At 29.5% G+C, this 14,058-nt stretch carries 12 protein-coding genes and 1 riboswitch; of the genes, 8 read left to right on the forward strand and 4 right to left on the reverse strand.

What is annotated here, in order from left to right; translation table 11 throughout:
• Positions 1–313 precede the first annotated feature (313 nt).
• The 6 genes from leuA to BN2920_RS11215 all read left to right on the forward strand — a co-directional run bounded on the left by leuA (position 314) and on the right by BN2920_RS11215 (position 8,387).
• On the forward strand, positions 314–1,984 hold the full coding sequence (gene leuA, locus BN2920_RS11190) for a 2-isopropylmalate synthase (protein ID WP_058295089.1): 1,671 nt from the start codon (positions 314–316) through the stop codon (positions 1,982–1,984).
• A 674-nt stretch (positions 1,985–2,658) separates the two neighbouring features.
• A riboswitch (SAM riboswitch) is annotated at positions 2,659–2,779 on the forward strand.
• 99 nt (positions 2,780–2,878) lie between these two features.
• The gene (locus BN2920_RS11195) at positions 2,879–4,042 is read left to right on the forward strand and encodes a pyridoxal phosphate-dependent aminotransferase (RefSeq protein ID WP_058295090.1); all 1,164 of its coding nucleotides are present in this window, start codon (positions 2,879–2,881) and stop codon (positions 4,040–4,042) included.
• Positions 4,043–4,264: 222 nt separating this feature from the next.
• Positions 4,265–5,119, forward strand: a complete 855-nt coding sequence (locus BN2920_RS11200; protein WP_058295091.1) for a MetQ/NlpA family ABC transporter substrate-binding protein — start codon at positions 4,265–4,267, stop codon at positions 5,117–5,119.
• A gap of 146 nt (positions 5,120–5,265) precedes the next feature.
• Complete coding sequence (locus tag BN2920_RS11205) at positions 5,266–6,294, forward strand: methionine ABC transporter ATP-binding protein (RefSeq protein ID WP_058295092.1); 1,029 nt, start codon at positions 5,266–5,268, stop codon at positions 6,292–6,294.
• On the forward strand, positions 6,295–6,957 hold the full coding sequence (locus BN2920_RS11210; RefSeq protein WP_058295093.1) for a methionine ABC transporter permease: 663 nt from the start codon (positions 6,295–6,297) through the stop codon (positions 6,955–6,957).
• Between the two features lie 62 nt (positions 6,958–7,019).
• Positions 7,020–8,387 (forward strand): FAD-binding oxidoreductase, encoded by a 1,368-nt coding sequence (locus BN2920_RS11215; RefSeq protein WP_058295094.1) that lies wholly within the window; start codon positions 7,020–7,022, stop codon positions 8,385–8,387.
• 239 nt (positions 8,388–8,626) lie between these two features.
• On the opposite strand, the gene BN2920_RS11220 is transcribed toward BN2920_RS11215, so the two are convergent.
• The 4 genes from BN2920_RS11220 to BN2920_RS11235 all read right to left on the reverse strand — a co-directional run bounded on the left by BN2920_RS11220 (position 8,627) and on the right by BN2920_RS11235 (position 11,615).
• Positions 8,627–9,055 carry a gamma-glutamylcyclotransferase family protein gene (locus BN2920_RS11220; protein WP_058296903.1) on the reverse strand — a complete coding sequence of 143 codons (429 nt, stop codon included), beginning with the start codon at positions 9,053–9,055 and terminating at the stop codon, positions 8,627–8,629.
• Positions 9,055–9,696 carry a pyroglutamyl-peptidase I gene (gene pcp / locus BN2920_RS11225; protein WP_058295095.1) on the reverse strand — a complete coding sequence of 214 codons (642 nt, stop codon included), beginning with the start codon at positions 9,694–9,696 and terminating at the stop codon, positions 9,055–9,057. The genes BN2920_RS11220 and pcp overlap by 1 nt, the downstream gene beginning before the upstream one ends.
• 296 nt (positions 9,697–9,992) lie before the next feature.
• Positions 9,993–10,922, reverse strand: a complete 930-nt coding sequence (locus BN2920_RS11230; RefSeq protein WP_058295096.1) for a DUF979 domain-containing protein — start codon at positions 10,920–10,922, stop codon at positions 9,993–9,995.
• Positions 10,923–10,943: 21 nt separating this feature from the next.
• On the reverse strand, positions 10,944–11,615 hold the full coding sequence (locus tag BN2920_RS11235; protein ID WP_058295097.1) for a DUF969 domain-containing protein: 672 nt from the start codon (positions 11,613–11,615) through the stop codon (positions 10,944–10,946).
• A 624-nt stretch (positions 11,616–12,239) separates the two neighbouring features.
• On the opposite strand from BN2920_RS11235, the gene BN2920_RS11240 reads away from it, so the two are divergent.
• Positions 12,240–12,797: a cyclase family protein gene (locus BN2920_RS11240; RefSeq protein WP_242868363.1), complete on the forward strand. Its 558-nt coding sequence runs from the start codon at positions 12,240–12,242 to the stop codon at positions 12,795–12,797.
• 185 nt (positions 12,798–12,982) lie between these two features.
• Positions 12,983–13,753: an SDR family oxidoreductase gene (locus BN2920_RS11245; RefSeq protein ID WP_058295098.1), complete on the forward strand. Its 771-nt coding sequence runs from the start codon at positions 12,983–12,985 to the stop codon at positions 13,751–13,753.
• Positions 13,754–14,058: the final 305 nt, after the last annotated feature.

Genomic DNA, 14,058 nt, shown 5'->3' on the forward strand with positions numbered 1-14,058 from the left:
CATAAAAGGGAACTTAATTATAAAGAAAAAAATGTTGATATTTATAAAAAGGTTATGAATTTTATAAAATAACAGGTTATATATTAAAAAAGTGATGGCTATTTGTATAAAATATTTACATACCTTCATCGGTGTGTTAAAATACACTTAATATTCAAAATACAAAGGAGTGATTCTTGTGGGGTTAATAACACCGTAGATAGAACGATTATATTTATTATGAAGATACGTGGAGTGGTTGAGGGGCTATATCTGCGATTTAAAAATGCATGTGGAAAGAGCTTTATAATAAATATATTTTGGGGGGCAAAAAATGTTAAATTATAAAAAGTATAAGAGATTTGAAACAATAAACTATAAGGAAAGAACATGGCCAAATAATGAAATAAAGAAGGCACCAATTTGGTGTAGTGTTGATCTAAGAGATGGGAATCAAGCACTTATTAATCCTATGACTGTGGAAGAAAAAGTAGAATTTTTTAATTTACTTGTTAAGCTTGGATTTAAGGAAATTGAAGTCGGATTTCCTTCTGCATCACAAATTGAATATGATTTCTTAAGAAAATTAATAGACGAAAATCTTATTCCGGATGATGTTTATGTACAAGTTTTAACACAAGCAAGACCTCACCTTATAGAAAAAACATTTGAAAGTTTAAAAGGCTTAAATAAAGCTATTGTTCATATATATAATTCAACTTCAGTTCTTCAAAGAGATGTTGTTTTTAATATGAGTAAGGAAGAAATAAAGCAAATTGCAGTTGAAGGAACTAAACTTGTAAAGGGATATGTAGAAAAATTTGATGGAAAGATAGTACTTGAATATTCACCAGAAAGCTTTACAGGAACAGAAGTTGAATATGCTCTTGAAATCTGTGATGCAGTTGCAGATGTATGGGAAGCTACTAAAGAAAATAAAATAATTATAAATTTACCATCAACTGTACAGATGGATACGCCAAATGTGTATGCTGATCAAATTGAATGGGTGTCTAAGCATTTTAAAGACAGAGAAAGAATCATATTAAGTGTTCATCCACATAATGATAGAGGTACAGGTGTTGCTGATGCTGAGCTTGCTCTTCTTGCAGGTGCAGATAGAGTAGAGGGAACACTTCTTGGTAATGGAGAAAGAACCGGTAATGTTGATATTTTAACTGTGGCTTATAATATGTTTTCGCATGGAGTAAATCCAGAGCTTAATATTGAAAATATTGATGAAATAGTAGAAGTATATGAAAGATGCGTTAAAATACCTGTACATGTAAGACATCCTTATGCAGGTAACTTAGTATTTACAGCGTTCTCAGGATCTCACCAAGATGCTATAAATAAAGGGATGAAGAAGTATGAAGAAAGACATGATGGAATATGGCAGGTTCCATACTTACCAATAGACCCAAGTGATTTAGGCCGCGAATATGAGGCATTAGTTAGAATTAACAGTCAATCAGGTAAAGGTGGAGTGGCATTTGTAATGGACCATTGCTATGGATTTAAGCTACCTAAGACTATGCAGAAAGAGTTTGCAGATGTTATTCAAAAGATTTCAGAAGGAAAAGGAGAAGTTTCACCTACTGAAGTTATGGATGCATTTACTCGTGAATATCTAGAAAGACAAGATGCTCTAAAGCTTGATAAATGTCAGTTCTTTGATTATTCTGAAACTAATGGGGATAATGATACTAAAGTAAATATGAATGTTGTTTATGATGGACAATCTAGAAGTATAGAAGGTATAGGTAATGGGCCTATTGATGCATTTAAAAATGCTATAGGAAAAAATATTGATATAGATGTTAAAATAATTGATTATAATGAACATGCTATGAGTACAGGTTCTGAAGCAAAGGCAGCATCTTATGTTTATATGCAAAGAAATGATAATAAAGAAAAAACATTTGGTGTTGGTGTAGATAGTAATATTACAAGAGCATCTATTAAGGCAATGCTAAGTGCAATCAACCGCTTATACAGTAAATAAATTACGAGTGTCAGAGGTTAGTGGATAACAACCGAAATTCAATATATGATATACTCGTATTGTAGGAAAATTGAAGTTAAAAATTCAAAAGACAGAGGTTGTGCCCAAAACTGTTTGTCCAAAAAACAAGTTTTGGACAAACAATTTTGGAACAGCCTCTGTCTAAGAATTTAATAACTTCAATTTTTAATACAATACTACGTATATTCATATATTGAATTTCTTTGTTTTCTATAAAATCATAAATACTAAGTTTCTTTTGTTTATGCGTGAAAATACAATTCTGGTAATTTATAGAGTCGCTTATTACATAATAAATGCTAGCGATTCGAGCCAAATACAAGATTTAGGTTCTCGGTTCATGGGTGTCTTAAATTCAAAAATAAAGCTATAGAATTTTTACATTAATGATTGTTCCAAAATTTTTTGTCTGATTTTAGATGACTCAAACAGTTTTGGGTACAATCATTGATGTTTAAATTATTAGATTCATTATTTGTAACAAGTGAGCACCATATAAGTGCTTTATTTTGATTATTTTACTTTAAACTTAGTATATCTTATATTTATATTATGGAATAAATAAGTTAATATTATAAATTTATCTAAAGAATATATTGACATTTTAAGAAAATAAATATATACTAAATTCATCAACTAACAATTGAATATATAACTTATCAAGAGTGGTGGAGGGACTGGCCCTATGAAGCCCAGCAACCGATATATTAGTTCATTTACTATATATAATGGTGCTAATTCCTGCAGTTATTTTTTATAACTGATAGATAAGAGGATGAATTTTATGGTGATTATTACGCTAGAGTTTATTCTCTGGCGTTTTATTTTTATTTAATTCTTAGTAACTTGATAGCATTAGAAGGGGGCATATATATGGCAAAATTAAGTGGAAGATTAGATGGATTTACAGAATCAGTCATTAGAGCTATGACAAGAGTTTCTGAAGAATGTGGTGCTATAAACTTATCACAAGGATTTCCGGATTTTGATCCACCAAAAGAAATAACAGATAGATTAAAAGAAGTGGCAGATGAAGGACCTCATCAATATTCAATAACATGGGGAGCACAAAATTTTAGAGAAAAGCTTGCAGCTAAGCAAGAAAAGTTTATGGGAATTCATATTGATCCTAAAGAAAATATAGTAGTTACATGTGGAAGTACAGAAGCAATGATGGCTGCAATGATGAGTGTTTGTAATATAGATGATAAAGTAATTGTATTTTCACCATTTTATGAAAACTATACAGCAGATACAGTTCTTTCAGGTTCTGAGCCAATATATGTTGAGCTTAAACCACCAACTTTTACATTTGATAAAGATGAATTAAGACATGCATTTGAGCAAAATCCAAAAGCACTTGTTCTTTGTAATCCATCAAATCCAACAGGAAAGGTATTTACAAGGGAAGAACTTCAGTACATTGCAGATCTTGCCATAGAGTTTGATACTTTTGTAATAACAGATGAAGTGTATGAACATTTGGTATATCCTCCATATAAACATACTTACATAGCTTCACTTCCTGGAATGTTTGAAAGAACAATATCATGTAGTTCATTATCAAAGACATACTCAATTACTGGATGGCGACTTGGATATATAATTGCAAGCAAAGAAGTGATAGAACAATGTAAGAAGGTTCATGACTTCTTAACAGTTGGAGCAGCAGCGCCACTTCAAGAAGCAGCTGTTAAAGGACTAGAATTTGGACAAGATTATTATGATGGATTAACAGATCTATATGATAAGAAAAGAAAATTCTTTTTAGAAGGTTTAGATAAAATAGGATTAAAGTATTTTGAACCACAAGGTGCTTATTACGTTATGGTTGATATATCAGAATTTGGATATGAAGATGACTATGAATTCTGTATATGGCTTGCAAGAACAATAGGAGTTGCAGCGGTTCCAGGATCAAGTTTCTTTAGAGGCAATGTTAATAATTATATAAGATTACACTTTGCCAAAACAGAAGCAACTCTTAGAGAAGCACTTAAAAGATTAGAGAATTTAAAAAATTATATGAAAAAGTAAATTAATATATAAATGTAGGTGTAATTTAAATTAAGATTCTGATAAATAAAATATAACAATATATTGTGATTTCAAGAAAAGGTAAATAATAAAAGAAAGTACATTGAAATCACAATATATAAATAAAAAATCAAAATAAATATGACTAATTATATAAGAATTATTATAATTAAAAAATAAAAAGCAATAATAATTTAGTGAAGATTATAGGGGGAATAAAATATGAAAATTTTAAAAAAATTAGGAGCATTATCATTAATAACAGCAGTAGGCATTAGTTTAATTGCATGCGGAGGAGCAAAGGATAAAAGTACAGAGAGTAATAACCAAGCTTCAAGTGGAAGTTCAAAGGATATTATTGTAGGTGTTTGCCCTGGTCCTTATGGAGATATGATTAAGGAAGTGTTTACACCATTACTTGAAAAAAAGGGATATAAAATCACAGTAAAGGAATTTAGTGATTATATTCAACCAGATCAAGCTTTAAATAATGGAGAAATTCAAGCAAACTTAATGCAGCATACAGAATACTTAAAGAAATTTAGCGCTGATAATAATTTAGATATTTCAGCTGTTAAAACTGTACCAACACTTGGAATGGGTATGTTCTCACAAAAATATGATTCAATTGACAAAATTCCAGATGGTGCAAAAATAGCTATTCCAAATGATGCATCAAATCTTGCAAGAGCATTAAACGTGTTGAGTGCTAATGGATTAATTAAGTTAAAAGATAATGTTGATGCAACAAAAGCAAGTACACTTGATATTGCAGAAAATACTAAAAATATTGAGTTCGTTGAAGTTGAAGGTGCTCAACTTGCAAGAAGTTTAGATAGTGTAGATGCTGCACTTGTTCCGGGAAATTATGCATTTGCATCAGATTTTGATTATAGCAAGGCATTAGCTGTAGAGCCATTAACAGAAAATTATAAAAATGTAGTAGTAGTTAGAACAGAAGATTTAGATAAAGAACTAGGAAAAGATCTTTTAGAAGTAATAGAATCAGATGATTTTAAAACAGCAATAGAAAACAGTAAGTTTAAAGACTTTTCTAAACCAGAATGGTGGAAATAATATAATTAAGAAAAAAATTTTAAATTATATTAGAGTGTAATATAAACTAAAATATAAGTAATATTATCATATTAATGCAGAAATCTAGCTTACGATAATGGCAATATTATTGTAAGTTAGAAAAAATTATATGGGTGGTGATAAGAATGATTGAATTGAAAGATATAAATGTTGAATTTGAAATAAAAGGAAAAAAAGTGCAAGCGGTGAAAGATGTGAATCTAAAAATAAACAAAGGTGAAATCTTTGGAATTGTTGGATTAAGTGGAGCGGGAAAGAGTACACTTGTCAGAATAATAAATTTACTTCAAAAACCTACATCAGGACAAGTAATTATAGATGATGAAGATATAACTAATATAAGCAGAAGCAAGCTTAGGGAAAAAAGATTAAAAATAGGAATGATATTTCAACAATTTAATTTAATAAGTGGAAAGACAATATATGAAAATATAGAGTTCGTTTTAAAAGCAAATAATTATCCAAAAGATAAAAGAAATGAAAGAATCAATGAATTACTAAGCTTAGTTAAACTTGAAGACAAAAAAGAAGTATATCCAGCAAACTTAAGTGGCGGGCAAAAACAAAGAGTAGGTATTGCAAGAGCTATTGCTAACAATCCAGAAGTGCTTTTGTGTGATGAGGCTACATCAGCATTGGATTTAGAAAATACTGAAGAAATACTTAATCTATTAAAGGATATACATGATAAGCTAAATATTACTATTGTATTTATAACTCATGAAATGGAAGTGGCAAAGAAATTATTTAATAGGGTAGCAGTTATGAGTAATGGAGAAATAGTTGAAGTTAATGATGTATATTCAATTTTTTCTGATCCTAAACATGAAGTTACTAAGTCTTTAATTAATAAAAATTCAAGTGTTGATCTTCCAAGGGAAATTTTTGATTTATTAGGTGAAGGCGAAATAATTAAAATAAATTATAAAGGAAATGATAGCTTAAAACCTGTAATATCAGAAGTAGCTAAAAATTATAATGTTGATATTAGTATAATTCATGGAAAGATAGATTATATAGATAATAAACCAATAGGAACTTTGATTGTAAGTATAGTTGGCGATAAGGAAGAAATAGCAAGAGCAAAGCAGTTTATAAAGAATAATGTGGTAAAAACTGAAAGAATAATTAATGATTATTTGGAGGTGATATAGATGGAAAATACAATAGAAATTTTAAAAGTGGAACTTTTGCAGGCAGTTTTAGATAGTTCTAAAATGATTGTTACAGCTATGATTATATCTTTGTTTGTAGGGGGAGCAATTGGACTTATACTTTATTTAACTTCTAATAAACTATTTTTTAAAAACAAGATAATTAATGGTATTGCAAGTTTTATTATAAATATAATACGTTCACTTCCATTTGTAATATTGTTAGTGTTATTATTACCAGTTACAAAATTAATAGTAGGATCAAGCATTGGACCTGAAGCTGCAACAGTACCTATAACAATTGCATCTATTGCATTCTTTGCAAGACTTAGTGAAGGGGCATTTAGTGAAGTTGATAGTGGAGTAATTGAGGCGGCAATATCATCTGGTGCAAGCTTTAAATTAATATTAACAGATGTTCTTATTGTTGAAGCTCTTCCAAGTTTAATAAGAGCAATAACTGTTAATCTTGTAAGTTTAATAGGTTTTTCAGCAATGGCTGGAATTGTTGGTGGAGGCGGGATTGGAGACCTTGCCATAAGATACGGATATTATAGATATGAAACTGGAGTCATGATTGTAACTGTGGCTATATTAGTAATATTGGTTCAATTTATTCAAATTAGTGGTGATTTAATAGCTGGAAAAGTTTATAGAAGATAGAAAATTATGATCAAATATTATTTAGGAATAACCAATATTGATTTTAACATAGGAGGGGAAATATGGATATTAATGAACTTAAAAAAATAGTAAAAGATGAAAGTCAAATTGTCATTGGAGATAAAATTGAAAAAAAGTATTTAAGTGATAGTTTACAAAGAGAATATGGACATGCCGATGCACTAGTTTTTGTAAAATCAACACAAGAAGTTCAAAATATAATAAAGTATGCGAGTGTAAATAAAATTCATATAACTCCAAGAGGTGCTGGAACTGGACTTACTGGAGCAACTGTACCGCTTCATGGAGGTATTGTGCTAGATTTTTCAAAAATGAATAAAATACTTGAAATAGATGAAGAAAATTTAACATTAACAGTTGAGCCTGGTGTTCTTTTAAAAGATGTACAATCTTATGTTGAAGAAAGAAATTTTTTTTATCCACCAGATCCAGGAGAAAAAACTGCTTCAATTGGTGGAAATGTCAGCACAAATGCAGGCGGAATGAGAGCTGTTAAATATGGAGTTACAAGAGATTATGTAAGAGAAATGGAAGTTGTAACTGGTGATGGAAAAGCTATAACTGTTGGTGGTAAAACTATAAAAAATAGTACAGGACTGGATTTAAAAAACTTAATTATAGGATCAGAAGGAACTCTTGCAGTTATTACTAAGATAGTTTTAAAAATAATACCAAAACCAGAAAAGTCAATAAGTGTATTAGTTCCATTTAATAATTTGGAAGATGGAGTTAATTCTGTTATAAAAATTCTTAAAGCCAGTGCAAATCCTACAGCCATAGAATTTATGGAAAGAAATGTAGCTGAAAATTCAGAGAAATTTTTAGATCTTAAACTGCCTTCTGATAAAGGTGAAGCATTTTTACTATTAACATTTGATGGAGATGAGTCAGAAATTAAATCAAATTCTGAGAAAGCAAAGAAAGTGCTTTTAAACTCTGATGCTTTAGATTTTATTATTTTAAATGAAGAAGAAGCAATAAATACGTGGAAAATAAGAGGAGCTTTGTGTAATGCTATTGAAGCAAATGATGAAAGCATACCTATTGATATAGTAGTACCAATAACAAAAATATCTGAATTTGCTAAGTTTACAAGCGAACTTGGTAGAAAATACAACATTAAGTTAATTTATTTTGGTCATGCTGGTGATGGAAATATACATGTAAGTGTTTTGAGAAACCATTTAGAAGAAAAGCTATGGGAAAAGAAATCTCATGACTTTTTATATGAACTTTATGGGAAAAGTCATGAATTTAAAGGACTTCCATCAGGTGAGCATGGAATTGGACTTCATAAAAAAGAGTATTTTATTGAAGTTACCAATGAAGATAATATTGAATATATGAATGAAATAAAACGAATTTTTGATAAAAGTGGCATATTAAACGTAGGAAAAGTTTATTCCTAAAAACAAGGATGGTATAAATATATTACGCAATATCAAAGTTTAGTGGATAACAACCGAAATTCAATATATGATATACTCGTATTGTAGGAAAATTGAAGGTCAAAATTCTAAAGACAGAGGATGTGCCTAAAAATGTTTGCTCCCAAAAAACAAGTTTTGGACAAACATTTTTGGAACATCCTCTGTCTAAGAATTTTAGAACTTTATTTCGATTATTTCAATCTAAACTTAGTACATCGCTATTTATTTAACATATATTTTTTCCAGTCTCCATCTGGAATATGTATAGCTTTTTCGTTAAAAATTGAATCATTATCTAAATTATAAAAGTAAACATAGCAGTCTTCTTTTATACCAGTATCTAAATGCTCAACAGTTAATAGCTCTTTATGGTATTCATTTTCAGGGTGCCTATGGTCTATAACACCTTCCATTTCATCTATATCTCTTATAGTTTCATCATAATCTTTAACAACGACTATTTCACCAAAGACTTTACTGTGCTCATTTGGAACTATAGCTGGATATCCCTTATAAGGCATATGATATAAATCCATTCCTTCTAAAACAGCAGGAATATTTTTTATTACTTTACCTTTCAAATATTTATCATAATTAAAAAAACCTTCTCTTAGACTTCCATAAACAAAAATATTTATATTATTCATTAACAAATTTCACCACCAATAGTTTTTACATCATTATTATTAGTTAGAGCCGCTTTAATACAGATTTCTAAGCCTTTTGTTATATCAAGTAGTGACATAGAAGGTGTATTAGGTTTATTTACTACTTGGAAAGGCAAGTATGGAACGTGTATAAAGCCACCTTTTATGTTTGGATATTTTTTATCTATCATATAAAGTATGCCATACATAACATGATTACATACAAAAGTTCCAGCGGTATTTGAAACTGAAGCAGGAATACCAGATTCGTTCATTTCCTTTACCATAGCCTTTATAGGGAGGTTACTAAAATAAGCATTTTCGCCATCTTCAAATATTGCAACATCGATTGGTTGATTTTTTTCATTATCTTCAATTCTGGCGTCATCAATGTTTATTGCAACTCTTTCAGGTGTTATTCCAAATCTTCCACCAGCCTGACCGATTGAAAGAACTATATCTGGATTATACTTTATTATATTTTCTTCAATTTTTTCTAATGATTTTCTAAATACAGTTGGAATTTCTAATTTAATTATTTCTGCTCCTTCTATGGTATCAGGAAGTTTTTTTACAGCTTCTAAAGCTGGATTTATACTTTCTCCACCAAAACAATCAAATCCTGTTATTAAAACTTTCATTATTATCAGCTCCTTAAGTATTATGCTGAAATCTACATAGAATTATGTGGATTTCGTTTATTGTAGATATATAAAGTAAACTCATTACTAATATACATTCGTAGTAGTAAGCTTGGGAAACCAAATACAAGATTGGGGCTCTCACTTAAATGAAACTCACTACTTACATTACATTTGTTCGTAGGAGTAAGTGATTGGCTCCAACGTGAGTACACTTTGTGTAAGTAAAATAATTAAATCAAAGATTTAAATTTTTGACTAAACTGGGTCAGACAAATACAAGATTTGACTATAATTTAAAAACCTAAAGTGTACATAAGTACAATATGTATTATTAATAAAACTATAGCTAAAGGTGCTTGAGCCTTTATAACTGAGTTTTTATCTTCTATGTCAAGAAGTGCAACTGGAAGCATATTAAAGTTTGCAGCCATAGGTGTAAGTAGTGTTCCACAGAATCCAGCTGTTAATGCTAAAGCAGAACAAATTACAGGATCACCACCTTGAGCGAATACAAATGGGATACCGATTCCGACAGTTATTACAGAGAATGCAGCAAACCCATTGCCCATAATTGCGGTAAATAATACCATACCTACGCAGTAAGCAATAACTCCAAATAATACATTACCTTCTGGTATAATTCCAGATATAAGGTTTGAAATTATATCACCAACTCCAGCAGCTGTAAAGAGTGCTCCTAAAGCAGCTAGAAGCTGAGGCAATATTGAAAATACACCTACGGATTGGAACATTCTATTACTATCTTCAACAAATTCAACTGGTTTTGCTTTTGTTAATATAAATGTAAGTATTAAAGCAGCACTTGAAGATATTCCGATAGCTACAGTTCCAGGAAGTGGAGTAAATGAAGCTATAATCATAGCAACAAAGGCAATAGTAAGTGATGGTATAAATATTTTCAAACCTAATTTTTCAGCTTTTAAGTTAGTAAAAGTACTGTCTAATTGCTTTAAAGTTCCTATATTAATTTGTTTGAATGCGGATAATAAAGCTATGATTATAATAAGAGTACCAGTAATTATTGAAGGTATTAATTTACCAAAAATAAAAATTACAGATACTATACCCCAAAATAAAGCAGTACCTATTCGTGTTTTATGGTTTTTGTCTTTTAAAGTAAATACCATAGTAACAGCCATATATAATCCAATCATTATGTAAAATACTTCAAGAAGTATATTTGAAATTGTCGATATATCCATGATCTTTTAATCTCCTTAAATTTATTTGCTTCTAGCAGAATATTTTTTTTGAAGTTTTTTATCAAAAAGGTAGTTTCTTATAGCACATAAAACAAATGCTGTAATAGCAACCGGTATTGATGCTTTAGCAATTTGAAGTGGATCTACATTTATTCCCACACCTTCTAAAGTGCTGACTATTAAAAGAACACCTGAATTGGCTAAAAATACATTTTGACCAAAAAAGTTTCCGATGTTATCAGAAGAAGCTGAGTAGGCTCTGATTTTATCAATATCTTTTTGATCTAGTTCACCATATTCTGCTATTGAAGCTCCTTCTGCCATTGGACTTATTAAAGGTCTTACAAATTGAGGATGGCCTCCAAGTGTAACGCCCATAGCTATTGTTGCTTCTCTTATTAATGTGTATCCGCTTAATAGCTTTCCAGTAGATAAACCTTTTGCTTTTTTTATAAGATTAATTGCTTTAGCTTTTAAGCCATATCTTTCACATAAACCTATTATAGGTAAAGTTAACATAAATAAACACGTAGTTCTATTTGTCACAAATGAATCTCCAAGTGTTGTAAGTATTTCTGTTATGCTCATACCAGAAACAAGCCCGGTAATTACACCAGCACCTACAACAACTGCTATTGTGTCGAATTTAAGTGCAAACCCTACTATAATTATTAAAATTCCTATTAATTGCATTAATATCTATCCTTTCACTTTTTAATTTTCTATTATTATACTATAAAATGAATAAAAAAACACTGGAAATTTTAATAAATACTTATTTAAAATCTGTAATCAATAATATATCGGTTTTAAAATACAGCATTATATAACAATTTTTGCGATATTAATATTTTTTTGCATAAAAATAAATAATAATTAATATTTATAACTTTAAATAAATAATAATTAATATTTATTTTAGATGGATATTATACATAGTAGTATATATGGTATATTTAATATATTGCATTGTGTTATAAGCTAATAAAGAAAGTTCATTAAATATAGAAGATGTTTATTAAAAATAAAGAAAAAAGGTGTGAAATTAATATTCACGAAAAAATTATTAAGAGTTATTTCAATGGATGGATAGAAGAAGATGTATCTTTAAAAGAATCTTAATCAAAGAAAGAGCATTATTTTCCTTATTATAAATAAAAAAAGAAAGATGGTGGGTATCCATCTTTCAACTATGGTATAAAAGGGTATTGAGAATTTATGAGAGGTTATATGGTCAATAACCAAATATAATTCTACAGTAAGTTTTAAGATATGTCAAGCAAAAACAAAAAAGTATATTTTTCAACTTAATTATTTATGACTGAGAGGAAAAAATTTTCGACATGGGTATTATGCTATTTAGTTAAATACGATTCCATATATCTTGAATGGTGTATGGGAAATGGTGTTAAACTTGATTTTAGAAACCTTGAAGATGGATATCTTGTAACAGCTAAGGACATGGAAAATGCATTTGAAGAAATTGGATATGAGCTTCAGCCAAATGATATTGTATTTGTCAATACTGGTGCAGATAAGTATTGGGGTAAACCAGAATATCTTGTAAAAGGTTGTGGAATGGGAAAAGAAGCGACTTTATGGTTGTGTGAAAAAGGTGTACATGTTGTTGGAACTGATGCATGGAGTTGGGATCGTCCATTGCCACTTATAGCAAAAGAGTTTAATGAAACCAATGATTCATCAATTATTTGGGAAGGACATTTTGCAGGAATTGAATGTGGGTATTGTCATATAGAAAAACTTACGAATCTTGAAAAGCTCCCTTCTTTTGGGTTCACTGTAAGCTGTTTCCCTATTAAAATTAAAGAGGCAAGTGCAGGTTGGATACGAGCAGTTGCAATTGTAGAAGAATAATTAAGTTGGAAATATAATAATGATTAATGGAGAAATATATATAATTAATTAATGTATATATGTAAGCTAGAACTCGTTTTTATTCGAGTTCTTTTGCTTTTAGATCATGTATTCAGTATAATTATAAAATATAAGATGAACATAGGAGCAAGTCTTTGATTAATTATTAGGAAGTAGGGAATTACATGGATAAAGTATGTGTAATAACAGGTGGAGCACTTGGTATTGGCAAGGAACTTGTGAAGAAATTTGCAGAGGAAGGATATAAAGTAATATTTATTGATAATAATAAAGAAGCAATAAGTAAGACAGAAAAAGAATTTAGACATGATAAACTTAATGTAGAAGGGTACTTTGGAGATATTGCAGAAGAAAGCGTGCTAAAGGAGTTTTCAAGCTTTGTTATAAACAAGTATGAAAAAATTAATGTTTTAATCAATAATGCATGTATAAGCAGAAAAGGAATAATCTCTGAATGTAGTTTTGATGACTTTAATTATGTGTTGAAAATAGGAGTAACAGCGCCATATATGTTATCACTTTTATTTAAAAATAATTTTGCCAAAGGTGGAGCTATTTTAAACATATCTTCAACAAGAGCATTCATGTCTCAAAGAGATACTGAAAGTTATACTGCTGCAAAGGGAGGAATTGCTGCACTTACTCATGGACTTGCGGTGAGCCTTTCTGGAAAGGTAAGGGTTAATTCCATATCTCCAGGATGGATTGATACATATGAATCATATGGAATGGAAGAACCAAAATACTCAGATGGAGATTTAAATCAGCATTTATCTAAACGTGTAGGGGTTCCGAAAGATATTGCAAGAGCAGCTTTATTTTTGTGTGATGAAAAAAATTCATTCATTACTGGTGAAAATATAAATGTTGATGGCGGGATGACAAAACTTATGATTTATCATGATGATTTTGGATGGAACTATGATGAAAAGTAAGGAATGTTAGATAACATGTGCAATTTTTAATGTGATTCTCAAAATAAGACTATTACCCAATAAAAATGTGCATATTGACTATTCAGTAAATAAGGGAAATAGAACTTGTTAGGCAAGTTCTATTTTTATATGGCTGATAATATTAGTTGATATCTACTAGAGAAATTTGCTCTAAAAATTTTTCCCATGTTAACAATAAATTTACCAAATGGACATTAATATTTATAAATTTGTATTCTCAAGATATGATAAAATTAAAAGTACGTCATTGGGATAATTATAGTTATTTTGCACAAATAATCACA

Source organism: Clostridium neonatale (genome assembly GCF_001458595.1).
GTDB classification, from domain to species: Bacteria; Bacillota; Clostridia; order Clostridiales; family Clostridiaceae; genus Clostridium; species Clostridium neonatale.

Coding starts and splice junctions, on each gene's coding strand:
- BN2920_RS11210 (WP_058295093.1), top strand. CDS start 6,295: ATGGAAAATACAATAGAAATTTTAAAAGTGGAACTTTTGCAGGCAGTT.
- BN2920_RS11245 (WP_058295098.1), top strand. CDS start 12,983: ATGGATAAAGTATGTGTAATAACAGGTGGAGCACTTGGTATTGGCAAG.
- BN2920_RS11205 (WP_058295092.1), top strand. CDS start 5,266: ATGATTGAATTGAAAGATATAAATGTTGAATTTGAAATAAAAGGAAAA.
- pcp (WP_058295095.1), bottom strand. CDS start 9,696: ATGAAAGTTTTAATAACAGGATTTGATTGTTTTGGTGGAGAAAGTATA.
- BN2920_RS11240 (WP_242868363.1), top strand. CDS start 12,240: ATGACTGAGAGGAAAAAATTTTCGACATGGGTATTATGCTATTTAGTT.
- BN2920_RS11195 (WP_058295090.1), top strand. CDS start 2,879: ATGGCAAAATTAAGTGGAAGATTAGATGGATTTACAGAATCAGTCATT.
- BN2920_RS11200 (WP_058295091.1), top strand. CDS start 4,265: ATGAAAATTTTAAAAAAATTAGGAGCATTATCATTAATAACAGCAGTA.
- BN2920_RS11230 (WP_058295096.1), bottom strand. CDS start 10,922: ATGGATATATCGACAATTTCAAATATACTTCTTGAAGTATTTTACATA.
- BN2920_RS11220 (WP_058296903.1), bottom strand. CDS start 9,055: ATGAATAATATAAATATTTTTGTTTATGGAAGTCTAAGAGAAGGTTTT.
- BN2920_RS11215 (WP_058295094.1), top strand. CDS start 7,020: ATGGATATTAATGAACTTAAAAAAATAGTAAAAGATGAAAGTCAAATT.
- leuA (WP_058295089.1), top strand. CDS start 314: ATGTTAAATTATAAAAAGTATAAGAGATTTGAAACAATAAACTATAAG.
- BN2920_RS11235 (WP_058295097.1), bottom strand. CDS start 11,615: ATGCAATTAATAGGAATTTTAATAATTATAGTAGGGTTTGCACTTAAA.